At 55.5% G+C, this 15,017-nt stretch carries 13 protein-coding genes; 8 read left to right on the forward strand and 5 right to left on the reverse strand.

Going from position 1 to position 15,017, the window contains the following annotated elements:
- Nucleotides 1–48: 48 nt before the first annotated feature.
- Complete coding sequence (treC, locus tag AC2FAP_RS15165) at nucleotides 49–1,704, forward strand: alpha,alpha-phosphotrehalase (protein WP_485452983.1); 1,656 nt, start codon at nucleotides 49–51, stop codon at nucleotides 1,702–1,704.
- Nucleotides 1,705–1,838: 134 nt separating this feature from the next.
- Entirely contained in the window at nucleotides 1,839–2,585 is a 747-nt protein-coding gene (locus tag AC2FAP_RS15170) for an oligogalacturonate-specific porin KdgM family protein (RefSeq protein ID WP_032679522.1), read from the forward strand.
- 8 nt (nucleotides 2,586–2,593) lie between these two features.
- Here the strand turns inward: AC2FAP_RS15170 and AC2FAP_RS15175 are convergent, their stop codons facing one another.
- Nucleotides 2,594–3,253, reverse strand: coding sequence for a MurR/RpiR family transcriptional regulator (locus AC2FAP_RS15175; RefSeq protein ID WP_014168392.1), 660 nt, complete (start codon nucleotides 3,251–3,253; stop codon nucleotides 2,594–2,596).
- Between the two features lie 179 nt (nucleotides 3,254–3,432).
- Between AC2FAP_RS15175 and AC2FAP_RS15180 the strand changes: the two genes are divergently transcribed.
- From AC2FAP_RS15180 to nrdG, 6 genes are all read left to right on the forward strand, one after another.
- Nucleotides 3,433–4,830 (forward strand): PTS fructose transporter subunit IIC, encoded by a 1,398-nt coding sequence (locus AC2FAP_RS15180; protein WP_071993116.1) that lies wholly within the window; start codon nucleotides 3,433–3,435, stop codon nucleotides 4,828–4,830.
- 10 nt (nucleotides 4,831–4,840) lie between these two features.
- Nucleotides 4,841–7,438 carry a glycoside hydrolase family 38 N-terminal domain-containing protein gene (locus tag AC2FAP_RS15185; RefSeq protein ID WP_449541903.1) on the forward strand — a complete coding sequence of 866 codons (2,598 nt, stop codon included), beginning with the start codon at nucleotides 4,841–4,843 and terminating at the stop codon, nucleotides 7,436–7,438.
- Nucleotide 7,439: 1 nt separating this feature from the next.
- Nucleotides 7,440–8,012: a PTS sugar transporter subunit IIA gene (locus AC2FAP_RS15190; protein ID WP_032679517.1), complete on the forward strand. Its 573-nt coding sequence runs from the start codon at nucleotides 7,440–7,442 to the stop codon at nucleotides 8,010–8,012.
- A gap of 367 nt (nucleotides 8,013–8,379) precedes the next feature.
- Complete coding sequence (gene nrdD, locus AC2FAP_RS15195) at nucleotides 8,380–10,518, forward strand: anaerobic ribonucleoside-triphosphate reductase (RefSeq protein ID WP_032679516.1); 2,139 nt, start codon at nucleotides 8,380–8,382, stop codon at nucleotides 10,516–10,518.
- Nucleotides 10,519–10,554: 36 nt separating this feature from the next.
- Nucleotides 10,555–10,869, forward strand: a complete 315-nt coding sequence (locus AC2FAP_RS15200) for a hypothetical protein (RefSeq protein WP_426494124.1) — start codon at nucleotides 10,555–10,557, stop codon at nucleotides 10,867–10,869.
- Nucleotides 10,870–11,334, forward strand: a complete 465-nt coding sequence (nrdG, locus tag AC2FAP_RS15205; RefSeq protein ID WP_426494125.1) for an anaerobic ribonucleoside-triphosphate reductase-activating protein — start codon at nucleotides 10,870–10,872, stop codon at nucleotides 11,332–11,334.
- Between the two features lie 48 nt (nucleotides 11,335–11,382).
- Here nrdG and AC2FAP_RS15210 read toward each other — a convergent pair whose 3' ends face one another.
- The 4 genes from AC2FAP_RS15210 to AC2FAP_RS15225 form a co-directional block, all read right to left on the reverse strand.
- A complete protein-coding gene (locus tag AC2FAP_RS15210) occupies nucleotides 11,383–11,622 on the reverse strand; it encodes a type II toxin-antitoxin system RelE family toxin (protein ID WP_449541904.1) in 240 nt (79 codons plus the stop codon).
- On the reverse strand, nucleotides 11,612–11,854 hold the full coding sequence (locus tag AC2FAP_RS15215; RefSeq protein WP_020885404.1) for a type II toxin-antitoxin system RelB/DinJ family antitoxin: 243 nt from the start codon (nucleotides 11,852–11,854) through the stop codon (nucleotides 11,612–11,614). Before AC2FAP_RS15215 ends, AC2FAP_RS15210 begins: the two co-directional genes overlap by 11 nt.
- Before the next feature lie 77 nt (nucleotides 11,855–11,931).
- Nucleotides 11,932–13,842 (reverse strand): BglG family transcription antiterminator, encoded by a 1,911-nt coding sequence (locus tag AC2FAP_RS15220; RefSeq protein WP_014168384.1) that lies wholly within the window; start codon nucleotides 13,840–13,842, stop codon nucleotides 11,932–11,934.
- 19 nt (nucleotides 13,843–13,861) lie between these two features.
- Nucleotides 13,862–14,998, reverse strand: coding sequence for a lactonase family protein (locus AC2FAP_RS15225; protein ID WP_449541905.1), 1,137 nt, complete (start codon nucleotides 14,996–14,998; stop codon nucleotides 13,862–13,864).
- Nucleotides 14,999–15,017: the final 19 nt, after the last annotated feature.

Genomic DNA, 15,017 nt, shown 5'->3' on the forward strand with positions numbered 1-15,017 from the left:
CATCTTTCGGGGCGCAGTTGCGCCCCTTCGCATTTGCAGGAACGCATTATGAATACCCTTCCTCACTGGTGGCAGAACGGCGTTATCTACCAGATCTATCCAAAGAGTTTTCAGGACACGACGGGCTGCGGTACCGGCGATTTACGCGGCGTCACGCAGCGGCTGGACTACCTGCAAACCCTCGGCATCGACGCCATCTGGCTGACGCCGTTTTATATTTCCCCGCAGGTAGATAACGGGTACGACGTGGCGAATTACACCGCCATCGATCCGGCCTACGGCACGCTGGATGATTTTGACGAGCTGGTCGCGCAGGCCCATCAACGCGGCATTCGTATCGTGCTGGATATGGTGTTCAATCACACCTCAACGCAGCACGCCTGGTTCCGGGAATCGCTGAATAAAGAGAGCCCGTATCGCCAGTTCTACATCTGGCGCGACGGTACGCCGGAACAACTGCCCAATAACTGGCGCTCCAAATTTGGCGGCAACGCCTGGCGCTGGCACGCCGAGAGCGAGCAGTACTATCTGCATCTGTTCGCCCCCGAGCAGGCGGACCTCAACTGGGAAAACCCGCAGGTGCGCGCTGAGCTGAAAAAGGTATGCGAGTTCTGGGCCGACCGTGGCGTGGACGGTTTACGCCTCGATGTGATTAACCTGATTTCCAAAGACCAGGATTTCCCGGATGACGCCGTGGGCGATGGCCGTCGCTTCTATACCGACGGACCGCGCATTCATGAGTATCTTCAGGAGATGAGCCGCGATGTCTTTACCCCGCGAAACCTGATGACGGTAGGTGAGATGTCGTCGACCTCGCTGGAAAACTGTCAGCAATACGCCTCTCTCGACGGGCGCGAGCTGTCGATGACCTTCAACTTCCACCACCTGAAAGTGGATTACCCCGGCGGCGAAAAGTGGACCCTGGCCAGGCCGGACTTCGTGGCGCTGAAAACCCTCTTCCGCCACTGGCAGCAGGGCATGCACAACAAAGCCTGGAACGCGCTGTTCTGGTGTAACCACGATCAGCCGCGCATTGTGTCGCGCTTTGGCGATGAAGGAGAGTACCGTCCCCACGCCGCGAAAATGCTCGGCATGGTGCTGCACGGAATGCAGGGCACCCCGTATATTTACCAGGGCGAAGAGCTGGGTATGACCAACCCACACTTCAGCCGTATAACCGATTACCGCGACGTTGAAAGCCTTAATATGTTCGCTGAACTGCGGGCCAACGGTCGCGCCCCTGAAGAATTGCTGGCTATTCTGGCGAGTAAATCCCGCGATAATGGCCGCACGCCAATGCAGTGGGATGCCACACACAGTGCGGGCTTTACCGAGGGTGAGCCGTGGATTGGCGTTTGCGACAATTACGAGACGGTCAATGCCCGTGCGGCGCTGGACGATACTGATTCGGTGTTTTACACCTACCAGACGCTGATTCGCCTGCGCAAAACCCTGCCGGTGCTGACGTGGGGAGATTATGAAGATCTGCTGCCTGACCACCCTTCCCTGTGGTGCTATCGCCGGCGGTCGCAGGGCCAGACGCTGATGGTGGTGGCAAACCTGAGCCGTGAGCGCCAGCAATGGGTTCCCGCGTCATTACAGGGAGCCTGGCGGGTCGCACTGAGCAACTATGCGGATGCTCCCCCTCAGCCCGACAACCTGCTGTTGCGCCCGTTTGAAGCCATCTGGTGGATACAGGAATAACCCTCAAGAGATACAGCCTGCTGTATCTCTTTTTTTATGTTTAGCGATACGCTAAATGTACGACGATAACTTTTACTTCACGGTGTGCCAAAATAAGAATAGCCCTGCCATTTAAATAACCTCGGCAGGACATTATGAAAAAGACAATTATTAAAGCAACATGTATTAGCGCATTATTATTAAGTACCCAGGGATGGTGCGGAAATACCTCCGTCGATCTTCGCTTTGGTCATAATACGCGCTCAGACGTAAATGATTCACGTATTAAAGTGATGCATCAGGCTGATAACGGTTTTTACTTCTCCGTCGAAGCGGCGCAAAACCATAACGATACGTTCTTTGGTGATACCGACCGATATAATCCGGACGAAAAAGGGTTAACGGAGGCAGCACAGGAAATCGAAACGCGCTGGCGTTTTGATCTGGGAAATGGGTTCGCCATCGCGCCAGGGATGGTGACCGTCTTTACCGCCAGCAATACGCATTACCGCCCCTTCATCCAGGGCTGGAAAACGTTCGATAACGGCCTGAACCTGTCTGCCCGCTACCGCTATAACACCGTTAACGATGCGCACAGCGACAAACGCCTGGACGGCAGCGGCTACACCCGCCGCGAGTCACACCAGTTCGACCTGTGGTTCGCGTACAACATCGGGAAATTCGGCATGTCCTATAACCCGCGCTTCCGCTGGCAGGATAATGTCGATCAGGGAACCGGGGATGATACCTACTGGGAGCACACCGTAGCGTTCAACTACAAGCTCGACGACGGCTGGACGCCTTACGTCGAACTGGTGTCGCTGGATAAAACCTACCTCACTCAGGATGGCAATCATGAAAATGATTACGCCATTCGTCTGGGTATCGTGAAACAGCTCTGACAGCCTGCCTACTCCGTATCGTGCTGCAGAAGCCTGCAGCCGATACGATCGACGGCGCTTAACAGGTCCAGCTGCCCCTCTCGTTGATATAACGAGACGGCATTCATATCAATCGACAACGGCCAGCACAGCGTAGAAAGCCCGGCCAGCGTCGAACCCTGACGGGTAATCGCAATAATCTTTAGCCCCTTACGCAGCGCGTTACGCGCCATTTCAATCAGCGACTGCGTCTCCCCGGATTTACTGATCAACACCAGCGTGCCCTTCGATACCCGGGTCAACTGGTGCATATCATTCAGAATCAGGTGCGGCAGGCTCGCCAGTGACAAAAAGCGCGACAGGTAGTTGAGGCTGGTGAGAGATGCCCCGCGTGCATATAAATAGATATGGCTGGAATGGGTCAGTAACCGGGACACGTCCACCACGATATCGTCTGCCTGTGGCCCCATCGCAGGCTCGGCAGGGACAGACGTAAAATGGTCGCGTAAAAACCGATAGCGAAGCTCGGTATAACTTTTATAGCCCATTTTCTTACAGACGCGATTCACCGAGGTGGTTGTCGTAAAAGTATCACGCGCAATCTCTTTTGCCGATATATCAGAAATATTGCGTGCGTGGTGCTGAATGTATTCAAATATCAACCGTTCACTTCCCTGAAATGAATTCATTTATTACGTCCTGTTAAAACCTAACAGGATATTAGCAGAATAGCGAAATAGTGTCTGGAAGGCGCTTCACATATTGCCACATAGCGTATGACGATACGTAATTAGTATTAGCAAACCTTAAACACTGTTTTAAGTTCTCTTTATACTTTCGCTATTTTCACACCCAGGGAATTATTACAATGATGAATCAAAAAATTATCGCTGTAACGGCTTGTCCTACAGGGATCGCGCACACGTTTATGGCGGCAAGTAAAATTATTGCATGGGCAAAAGAGCATAATATTGAGGTCAAGGTCGAAACGCAGGGCAGCGACGGCGTAAAAAACAGATTAACGAAACAGGATATTGCCTCCGCCACGGCCATTATTCTTGCAACCGACGTTCCCATTCAGGATGCAGAACGTTTTGAACACGTTCCTCACCTTCAGACCCGCACGCAAGAGCTGATTAAAAATACCGACCGCTACCTGCGTCAGGCGCTGGCCATGCAGAAAAACGTCACCACTGTGGCGGACGAAGACGCCATTCAGCGTTCGGCTTACCAGATTTTTATCGGCCATATCATGGCGGCCATCAGCTATATGTTACCGGTCGTGGTAATGGGCGGCCTGATGATGGCGACGGCCAAAATTACCGGGCAGTTTATTAACATTGAGCATTCGCCATTCAGCGTGCTGGATAAAATGGGCTTTATGACCATCAAGTTCATGTACCCGGTCTTTGCGATGTATCTGGCCTTTTCCATTGCCGGTAAACCGGCGCTGATCCCCGGACTGATCGGCGGCATCATGTCAGATGAGGTCTACAAACGCTTCTTTGATATTGAAGGCTTTATGCCCTCCGGCTTTTTCGGCGCAATTGGCATCGGCTTTTTTGTCGGCTATCTGGTGCGCTGGCTGAATGATGCCATTCACGTCCGACAGCAGCTTACCACTCTAAAAACCATGCTGGTCGTTCCGCTGATCACCGGTATTACGCTGGTGATGGTAATGGAATATCTGATCAACCCGATTTTTGGTTCGCTTAACCAGCTGATGGTGGTCTTTTTTACCTCGGCGGGTGATACCGGACGCGGCTTCTATTCGGCCATGATCGCCGCGGGTACCGCGTTCGATCTCGGCGGCCCGGTCAACAAGGCGGCAGGATCGGTCGCGCTTGGCCTGAACGGCATGAGCGAGACATTTGATTTAACCGCCCGCGAGCTCTCCATCGTGATTCCTTCTATTGGGGTAGGCCTCGCCGCGTTCCTCAATGGGCGATTTGGCCTGCCGGATGTGTTCAGCCGTGAAGAGAAAACCGTTGGCAGCACTTCGTTATTGCTGGGCTTTATCGGTATTTCAGAAGGCGCTATCCCGTTCATCCTGAAAAACCCACGCCTGATCCCCGTGTTTATGACAGGAGCCGTCGCGGGTGCGCTGGTGGCGATTGCCCTCGGCGTGAAGCAGACGTTGCCCCTGCCGGCTATCTGGGGCTGGCCGCTGGCGACCAATGTGGTCGGGTACCTGGCAAGCGTCTTTATTGGCGCACTGATTTGCGCCCTGGGCGTGCTTTATCTCAGCCCAAAGAACGCCAGATAAGGAGAGCGCAATGAGCCAGATCCACGTTATAGCCCATACCCACTGGGATCAGGAGTGGTATTTCACCCGCCAGGACAGCATGGTGCTGGCGTCATACAACTTTGCGGAGGTCATCGAGACGCTGGAGCAGGATCCGGCCTGGCAGTGCTATCACCTTGACGGGCAGATGGCGGTGGTGGATGACTTTCTCGCCATCAATCCCGATTACCGGCCCCGGCTGGAAAAACTGGTCAGGGAGAAAAGCGTGTTTGTCGGGCCGTGGTTCACCCAGACGGATACCTACAACGTTCACGGCGAATCGATTATCCGCAACCTCAAGTACGGTATCTTCGCCGCTCGGGCGCTGGGGCATGCCATGCAGGTCGGTTATCTGCCGGATACCTTTGGGCATAACGCGCAGATGCCCACGATTTTGCAGGGCTGCAATATCGATAATATCGTTTTCTGGCGCGGTGTCGACCACGACACTCAGGCCAAAAACAGCCAGTTTCTCTGGCGCGCGCCGTCAGGTGCAACCATCATCGCCTGTGCAATGGCGCTGGGGTATGGTGCGGCCAAGAACATGCGCGCGGAGGCCAGCCATCTGCACGGCAAGATCTACCCGATGGTGGATCTGCTGCGTTCACGGTCGCAGATTGACGACCTCCTCCTTCCTTGCGGCGGCGATCAGGTCAGCATCGACCCGGCGCTGCCGCATATCCTGCAGGCTGCCAGCACGCACTCTCCCACGAAGGACCGTTACGTTCTCAGCTCGCTGGAGCAGTACGTCGCACTGCTGCGCACAAAACGGGAACAGCTGGCGTTATGGGAAGGTGAGCTGAAATCGCCGCGCTACACCCGCATTCACAAAACGATCGGGTCTGTGCGTTACGATATCAAAAAGAAAAATGCCGACATCGAGCAGTTTATCCTGCGACAGCTGGAGCCCACCATCGCCATGGCGCGTCATCAGGGCATTCCGGTCATGCTCCCGATTGTGGACACCCTCTGGAAGAAGTTTCTGCGAAGCCATGCCCACGACTCCATGGGCGGCTGCAACAGCGATGCCACTAACCGCGACATTCTTCATCGACTCGAGCAGACAGAGCAGCTTTGTCACAGCCTGTGGAATCTGGTGGTGAAGTCACTGGCCGCCGCATGCTGTCAGGAGGGTGACCTGCTCATTTTCAACCCGCTGGCCACCCCGACCCGCTGCGTGATCCACACCACCCTGTACAGTCGGGCCGACAATATCACCCTGACGTATCAGGGCCAGCCGCTGCCCTTCGACGTTCTGGAACGCGAGACGTTACCCGGAGGAACGGCTATCTCCCTCACCTGTGAGGGCGAACGCGAAACGCACCTTCCGCCTTATTTCCGCTGGCATGTTGTTCTGCAGACGCCTCTCCTGCCGCCGGTGGGCTATATCACCGTCAACGTAAAAGACACACCGGCTCCGTTTGCCAGGACCCGCGCCGCGAAAGGAGAGGCGATAGAGAATACGGTTTATCGACTGACGCTGGAGGCCGGTACGCTGGTGCTTGAAGACAAACGCAACGCCAGGCGCATCACGTCGTTATTCAGTCTTGAAGACTGCGCGGATGCCGGAGACAGCTATGATTTCTCGCCGCTCGCGGGCGATGAACCGACGCGCTGCGCGCATTTCACGCTGATCGACTGCAGCAAAACCCCTCTTTGCCAAACGATGGTGCTTGAGGCGGTCATGTCGCTGCCGCCGGATCTCGCTGGACGCCGGGAAAATACCCGCACGCCGTTATCGATGCGCATAGTGTGCGAGTTACGTCACGACGATCCGAACCTGCATGTTGATAGCTCGCTGGTAAACAGCCACTGCGATCACCGGCTGCGTTTACTGATCAACAGCGATATTTGCACCCGTCACTCCCTCGCCTCGCAGCCGTTCTCGATAATCGAGCGCGAAACGGGGTACGACGATACTCACTGGCAGGAGCGCTATCGTGAGAAGCCCGTGGATATCGAAACCAGCGAGGGCATTATCGCTATCGCGCAAGCGGGCAAAGCGCTGGTCGTGAATAGCCGCGGCATGAAAGAGTTTCAGGTTATTGGACGCGATCCGGCAGTCATTGCCCTGACCTTATTCAAATCAACCGGCGTACTGGGGCGCAGCGATCTTGACTGGCGACCTGGCCGGGCGTCTGGCATTAACAATACGGTGGTCGACACGCCCGATGCGCAGCTGCTCAAACCGCTGCACTTTTCCTTCACCGTGGCGCTGGCCGATAACGCAGACCATCTGACGCTGCGCCAGCTGGAGAATCAGGCGACGGGTCACCCCTTCACCTATCAACGGCAAACGCTGCATACCCTCGATAACCGGCTTGAGCGTTTTTCGCTGCGCCTGCCCGAACGCACGCTGCCGGCAGAATTTTCGTTATTCGCCTTACCGGAACCGCTCGTTCTTTCAGCCCTGCCTCATGCGCAACGATCGCCTGGCACGATCGCCCGCGTGTTCAACGCCGGGACGCAGCCTGTCCCTGTTCCGGCTGGCCTGGCAGAGCGTCCCCAGCTCAATTATCTGGAAGAACACGTGCCATCGGTGACGACGATCCCTCCTTCTGCGACCTGTGATTTTTTGATTGAGGCTTAACATGAACTTGCTTGAACTCACGCACCCCGAACTGGTGTTTATTAACCCACCCTGCCGCACGCCTGAAGCGCTGATCCGCTGGCTCTCCGAACCGCTTGTCGGGCGAAACGTCATCACCGATAAAGACGCCTTTATCCAGAGCGTCTTACACCGCGAAAGTGAAGGTCCCACCGCGCTGGGCGAAGCGCTGGCCGTTCCGCACGGTAAATCAGACGCGGTGCAGCAGGCGGCGTTTTGCCTGGCGCTTTTTGATGAGCCGGTTATCTGGCCGGGGCTGGAAGGCGATGAAGCGGTCAGGATGGTTTTTCTGCTCGCCATCCCGCACGCCGAGGCCGGCAGTACGCATATGCAGCTGCTGACGACGCTGACCAGTTCGCTGGCGGAAGAGCGCGTGCGTAACGCGCTTCTGGCGGCGCGTACCGGCGAAGAAGCGTTGTCCGCGTTGCGCAGAGAAACGCCACAAAACGCGGACGCCGAACCCGGGCGCTCACTTGTTATCCCGCTGATACTGGGGAGTATTGCGGCGGCAGCCTTTCTCCAGGCCGGACTGAACTGGGCATGCGGTGTGAGTTAACCGACTGGCGCTCGGCACATGCTGCTGAGCGCTTGTTTTTGTTGAATAATTAATCAGAATTTTCCCTCTCGTCTTTACAAACGCTGGAGTGCCCGTCGTTTGTACTCTCGTCTTTTTACTTTGTTCTGAATCAAATAAATCGCAAACATGTTTGATGCAAATCACTATATGTAGCACTTAAAATGCACGCCGACCCAACATATTGTATTTATCGTCTACTATTCCAACAACAAGACGGCGACTCAGCTCTCCGGAATTGTGGATAACACGCGTTGGGAACGAGGGAAGTCTCTGGCCTGGCTGACAATACGCCCGGTGAACACTTCTCCACCTCTGTGGATAACCTGTTTTTAAAAATGGAGTGATCATGACACCGCATGTGATGAAACGTGATGGCTGTAAAGTGCCGTTTAAATCAGAGCGCATCCAGGAAGCCATTCTGCGTGCAGCTAAAGCAGCGGGTGTCGATGACGCAGATTACTGCGCCACCGTCGCAGAAGTCGTTAGCAGCCAGATGAACGAACGCAGCCAGGTCGATATCAATGAGATCCAGACCGCGGTTGAAAACCAGCTGATGGCGGGCCCCTACAAGCAGTTAGCCCGCGCCTATATCGAATACCGCCACGATCGGGACGTTCAGCGTGAGAAACGCGGTCGTCTTAATCAGGAGATTCGTGGCCTGGTGGAGCAGACCAACTCCGCCCTGCTGAATGAAAATGCCAACAAAGACAGCAAAGTGATCCCCACCCAGCGCGACCTGCTGGCCGGCATTGTTGCCAAACACTATGCCCGTCAGCACCTGCTGCCGCGCGACGTGGTCTCGGCGCATGAGCGCGGTGAGATCCACTACCACGATCTCGATTACTCGCCCTTCTTCCCGATGTTCAACTGCATGCTCATCGACCTGAAAGGCATGCTGACCCACGGTTTTAAAATGGGGAATGCCGAGATTGAGCCGCCAAAATCGATCTCCACGGCCACTGCGGTCACGGCGCAGATTATCGCTCAGGTCGCCAGCCATATTTACGGCGGCACCACCATTAACCGCATTGATGAAGTACTGGCACCGTTCGTCACGGCAAGCTTCAATAAACACCGTCAAACCGCTGAAGAGTGGCAAATCCCGGACGCCGATGGCTACGCGCACTCCCGTACCGAAAAAGAGTGCTACGACGCGTTCCAGTCGCTGGAATACGAGGTGAACACCCTGCATACCGCCAACGGTCAGACGCCGTTTGTGACCTTCGGTTTTGGTCTGGGTACCAGCTGGGAATCACGCCTGATTCAGCAATCTATCCTGCGCAACCGTATCTCCGGGCTTGGTAAAAACCGTAAGACAGCGGTGTTCCCGAAACTGGTGTTCGCTATCCGCGACGGCCTGAACCACAAGTTTGGTGATCCTAACTACGACATCAAACAGCTGGCGCTGGAGTGTGCGAGCAAGCGCATGTACCCGGACATTCTGAACTACGACCAGGTGGTCAAAGTGACCGGCTCGTTTAAAACGCCGATGGGCTGCCGCAGCTTCCTCGGCGTGTATGAAGACGAAAACGGCGAACAGGTTCACGACGGCCGTAATAACCTCGGTGTGATCAGCCTCAACCTGCCGCGTATCGCCCTCGAAGCCAAAGGCGACGAAGCGGCCTTCTGGGCGCTGCTGGACGAACGTCTGCAGCTCGCACGTAAGGCCCTCATGACCCGTATCGCGCGTCTGGAAGGGGTGAAAGCCCGCGTTGCGCCCATCCTGTATATGGAAGGGGCCTGCGGCGTACGCCTGAAGGCGGACGATGACGTGTCGGAGATCTTCAAAAATGGTCGCGCGTCGATTTCTCTGGGCTACATCGGTATTCACGAAACGATCAACGCGCTGTTCGGCAACCAGCACATGTATGACAGCGACGCCCTGCGTGAAAAAGGTGTCGCCATTGTTCAGCGCCTGCGCGATGCGGTTGACCAGTGGAAAGACGAAACCGGCTACGGCTTCAGCCTGTACAGCACCCCGAGTGAAAACCTGTGTGACCGTTTCTGCCGCCTGGATACCGCTGAATTTGGCATTGTCGAAGGGGTAACCGACAAAGGGTACTACACCAACAGCTTCCACCTCGACGTGGAGAAGAAGGTGAACCCTTACGACAAGATCGACTTTGAAGCCGCGTATCCGCCCGTCGCGAACGGTGGCTTCATCTGCTACGGCGAGTATCCGAACATTCAGCACAACCTGAAGGCGCTGGAAGATGTCTGGGATTACAGCTATCAGCACGTACCGTATTACGGGACCAACACCCCGATTGACGAGTGCTACGAGTGTGGCTTTACCGGTGAGTTTGAGTGCACCAGCAAAGGCTTCACCTGCCCGAAATGCGGTAACCACGATGCGGCTCGCGTCTCGGTGACCCGCCGCGTGTGTGGCTATCTCGGAAGTCCCGATGCGCGTCCATTTAACGCCGGTAAGCAGGAAGAGGTTAAGCGACGCGTGAAACATTTGGGGAATGGGCAGATTGGGTAAATTCTTTTCACAGTAAGAAAATCAGGAGATTGCAGTATGAACACTTACGAGTTAATCAAAGATGCAATTCTGAATAAAAAGCAAATTACAGCTGTATATGATGGTTACTATCGCGAAATGTGTCCACATGCTTTAGGAACCAAAAATGGGAAACAACAGGCCTTGTTTTTCCAATTTGGTGGAGAAAGCAGTAAAGGAAAAATCGATCCTTTATCTCCTTATAATTGGCGCTGTTTAAGATTGGTGGATCTTGAAAATGTGCAAATTCGAGATGGAAAATGGTATACCGCAGATAATCACAGTAAGGCACAAACTTGTGTCGATCAGATCGATTACGAAGTTAATTTATAAGTGAATTACCATCAATACTACCCCGTCGACATCGTCAATGGTCCCGGTACACGATGCACCCTGTTTGTTTCAGGGTGCGTCCATGAATGCCCCGGCTGTTACAACAAAAGCACCTGGCGCGTAAATTCAGGCCTGCCGTTCACCGCGGAAATGGAACAGCGGATCATCAACGATCTCAACGACACGCGCATTCCCCGCCAGGGGATTTCACTCTCCGGTGGCGACCCGCTTCACCCGCAAAACGTGCCGGACATTCTGAAGCTGATAAAACGCATTCGCCGCGAATGTGCAGGCAAGGATATCTGGGTCTGGACGGGTTATAAGCTCGAAGAACTGAATGCTGAGCAGAGGGAAGTGGTGGATTTGATTAACGTGCTGGTTGACGGCAAGTTTGTGCAGGATTTAAAAGACCCTGCGCTGATCTGGCGCGGCAGCAGCAACCAGGTTGTGCATCATTTGCGGTGATCGCTAAAGCCGTTTGTTTACGTCATGATAAACGGCTGATTTCTCTCTCTAAACGATAGCAATAACACATACCGTCACAACGTTGTCCTGAACCTGATAGACCAAACGATAACCCTGGGATCTGAGTTTTATCTTGTAGCAATCAGGCAGGCCATGCAGGCGAGCCGATTCAACCCTGGGGTTCACCAACACGTTCGCAAGCTTCTTCTTAAACTGATTTTTTATGGTATCACCCAGCCTGGTCCACTCCTTGAACGCCCTCGGATCAAATACGAGTTCATAAGTCATCCAGCCTAACCTTAATTCCTTTTTGCGGATTAGCCAGCCGCTCCCGGACTGTCTGTATGAGTTCATCTTCACTGTCGCTAACAGTGACCGTTTTCACCGGCATACGCCCCGTCTCCGCAACGTACTGAAACAGTAACCGAACGGCTTCCGTTGGCGTGATATTGAGTTTTTCAAGCACGGCATAAGCCTCGTTTTTGAGTTTGTCATCCAGACGGACGTTCAGCGTGGCCATTATGCCTCCAGTGAAATCGAATGTGTAATGCATCTTAGCATTACATTTGCATTACATCGAATTCTGGATAACGTCTCTCAAAACCGGCTCACACTCTCCATCGCCACCGCTTTAAACCCAGCGAAATCATTGCAACTGCACAGCCGTGACATGGCGCGCTCACGCAGGAAAGTCACGAAAATATCGTAAATCGCCATCGCCTCTTCGTACTCGCGCTTGCTAATGGCGAGCAGGAAAATCACGTGGGCAGTTTCATCCCCCCAGGCAATACCCTGCGGTGCCAGCACGGTGTAAACCACCGTTTTTTGTGCCAGTAGCCCGAGGGAGTGCGGTAGCGCAATGCCGTCGCCCAGCATGGTGCTGACGATGGCCTCTCGCTCCACGACCGAATCCAGAAACTCCGCGCCAACAAACCCCTCTTCTTCGAGCTGCTCGCACAGCTCCCGGAACAGCGTTTGCTGGTCAATCGGCCTGTCGATAATGCGGAAATGGGCGGCATCGAAGTATTTATCCAGCATCCACGGGCGGGTTCGGTCCACCAGCACCAGCTTACCTATCTGCTCAAGCTGGTAGTCCGTCGGGAACGGGGCGATCATCACCACCGGTTTAGACTTTTCGCTCACGCGGGCGGTCGAGATAACAAAGTCTTCGCCGATCGGTTCCGCCAGCTCATACTCGCGCAGCGTGAGCGTGCGGGTCACCTCAATTTGCGGATATTTGCGCTGCAACACCGCTTCAATCATCCGGACCATCGCATTCCCGGCATCGCAAACTAACAGCACGCGCGGCTGACGCTGGTAGCCGATGTTGTAGTGGCGCTCCAGTCCGACACCGATATGCAGCACCAGGAAACCGATCTCGTTTTCGCTGATCACATACGGCGTGTATTTCCCCCAGCTCGACACTGCCGCGAGGGTCATATCCCACGCCATCGGGTAGTGCTGCTTGATGTTATCCAGAAGCGGATTCGGGATCATGATTTGATAGCGCACGCGGGTGATCATGGTTTTGATGTGGGTGAGCAGATCCGCATGCAGTTGCTCGTCGCTGAGCAGGTTGTAGTTATAGTGGGTATTGATGTAGCGCAGGATGTAATTGACCAGCGCCTCGTCGTCATCGGCATTGATGGCACTGGGGGCAATCTCCTGGATCTGACGTGCCGCGATGTGAACGCAGAGCCAGCTCTCTTCTGAAGGCGAAAGCGCTTTATCCGCCAGCTGTTGAATGGTCACAGCGATGTCTTTCGCCGCCTCACGGACATTCTCGGCCACATCTTCTGCGTGAAATTCCGGCAGCGGATAGCCCTCGCTGATGCGACGCACCGACACCGCACAGTACAGGCGCAGGAACAGCTCGCCCTCGTCAGTCAGACGAATGTGATGCCGCGTCAGCGCATCGTGCAGCACGGGAACCATCTGCTCCGCCACCCCCGCATTGAGCGCAACGTCGGTCACCAGCGGGTTCAGGCTATCCTGCTGCGCCAGCTCCCAGAGCAGATCGGTGAGACAGGCGCGGGTCGCCATCTCGCTGCCAAACAGCTTCATGCCGTGGCGCGGTCGGGTTTCCAGCGTCAGGTTGTAGCGGTGGAACCACTCGCGCACTTCCACCATGTCACTTTGCAGCGTCGCACGGCTGACAAACCACTCATCCGCCAGATCCTCCAGCTTGAGCGAAAACGCGGAGGTAAGAAAACGGACCACCAGATAGTGCACGCGCTCCGGCCCGGTGCGGGGAATGCGCAGCGCGCGCGGGTGGGAGGACTGAAGCTGCTGATAGCGTTCTGCATCGTCAATTTTGAGCTGATAGCCATTGCCGCGGCTGAGAATAAACTGCGCGCCGTGGCTCGCCAGCAGCGCGTTCAGGGCGGTGATATCAGCGCGGACGGTTCGCGTGGAGACCGACAGCCGCTGCGCCAGTTCGTCCTGCGGCAGCGTCTCGTTTTGCAACAGATCGAAAAGTTGCGCTAAACGTTGGTTCGGAAATCGCACGGGGTTGTCCTCTTACGGCTTAGGGTGAAATGACCATCTGGGATGGGCTGCCGACCGGGGTATAGTCCGGCTCGGCGCTGAGTTTGCCGTCCTGCGCCACGCGAAAACGGGTAATGTTGTCGCTGCGCTGATTCATGACGTACAGCCAGCGCCCCTGTTTGTCGAGCGTCAGGGTGCGCGGGTAATCACCACGCGTCCACACATCATCCTGATGCGTCAGCGTGCCATCCGCTGTTACGGTAAAGTGCCCGATGCTGTTATGCAAACGGTTAGCCACATACAGCTGTTTGCCATCGGCACTGAGCGCCAGCCCGGCGGCAAAGCTGGTGCCTTTGTAGCCGTGTGGCAGGGCGGAGAGGGTTTTCCCCTCCTGCAGCCTGCCCCGGGCATCCAGCGTATAGTGCGTGAGCGTGGATGCCTCTTCGTTAATCAGCCATAACGCATCGCCTTTCGGCGTAAAGACGAAATGCCGCGGACCGGCCCCTTTCGAGGAGGCACTGATAAACGGCGGATCGTTCGGCGTCAGCTTGCCTGTTTGATCGTCAAAACGGTACTGGTAGATACGATCCAGACCCAGATCGGTAGAAAAAACGTATTTCCCGCGCGGATCGGCGGCGATCATGTGCGCATGGGGGCCATTGTGATCGCTAATGGCAAAACTGCCTTCCACCGCCGCCGCCGGTTTCGCCGCGCCCGGCTCTCCCCAATCCTGATGCGTGTCCGTGGCCTCCCCCAGACTGCCGTCTGCATTAACGGGCAGAACAGCAATCGAGCCGCTGACGTAGTTCGCCACCAGCAGGTGGTGACCCTTTGGCGTCAGGGAGAGATAGACCGGCCCCGCCCCGCCGGACGCCACCTGATTAAGCTCGCTCAGTTCGCCTTTATCGCCCACGCGCAGCGCCTGCACCACGCCCTGCTCCACTTCGCTCGCCAGATAGAGCGTCTTACCATCCTGCGAGATGGTGAGCTGCGCGGCGTTTGGCAGCGTGCTGACCAGCGTTTTATTCGACAGCGCGCCAGTGTGAGGATCGACCGTAAAGCGGTACAGTCCCTCGCCGTTGGGGTTGTACGTCCCGACCCAGGCGTAGTGGGTCTGGGCGACCGCAGCGGTTGCCAGTAAAGACAGTGAAGCGACAAGCAGGTTACGGGTGTGCATGGTGGCTCCTTTGGTTTTG

Source organism: Enterobacter cloacae complex sp. 394I7, from assembly GCF_057320345.1.

Excerpts from the sequence above, each read along its gene's own strand:
- treC (WP_485452983.1), top strand. The coding sequence starts at position 49 with ATGAATACCCTTCCTCACTGGTGGCAGAACGGCGTTATCTACCAGATC.
- AC2FAP_RS15185 (WP_449541903.1), top strand. The coding sequence starts at position 4,841 with ATGAGCCAGATCCACGTTATAGCCCATACCCACTGGGATCAGGAGTGG.
- AC2FAP_RS15190 (WP_032679517.1), top strand. The coding sequence starts at position 7,440 with ATGAACTTGCTTGAACTCACGCACCCCGAACTGGTGTTTATTAACCCA.
- AC2FAP_RS15180 (WP_071993116.1), top strand. The coding sequence starts at position 3,433 with ATGATGAATCAAAAAATTATCGCTGTAACGGCTTGTCCTACAGGGATC.
- nrdD (WP_032679516.1), top strand. The coding sequence starts at position 8,380 with ATGACACCGCATGTGATGAAACGTGATGGCTGTAAAGTGCCGTTTAAA.
- AC2FAP_RS15175 (WP_014168392.1), bottom strand. The coding sequence starts at position 3,253 with ATGAATTCATTTCAGGGAAGTGAACGGTTGATATTTGAATACATTCAG.
- AC2FAP_RS15215 (WP_020885404.1), bottom strand. The coding sequence starts at position 11,854 with ATGGCCACGCTGAACGTCCGTCTGGATGACAAACTCAAAAACGAGGCT.
- AC2FAP_RS15170 (WP_032679522.1), top strand. The coding sequence starts at position 1,839 with ATGAAAAAGACAATTATTAAAGCAACATGTATTAGCGCATTATTATTA.
- AC2FAP_RS15225 (WP_449541905.1), bottom strand. The coding sequence starts at position 14,998 with ATGCACACCCGTAACCTGCTTGTCGCTTCACTGTCTTTACTGGCAACC.
- AC2FAP_RS15200 (WP_426494124.1), top strand. The coding sequence starts at position 10,555 with ATGAACACTTACGAGTTAATCAAAGATGCAATTCTGAATAAAAAGCAA.
- AC2FAP_RS15210 (WP_449541904.1), bottom strand. The coding sequence starts at position 11,622 with ATGACTTATGAACTCGTATTTGATCCGAGGGCGTTCAAGGAGTGGACC.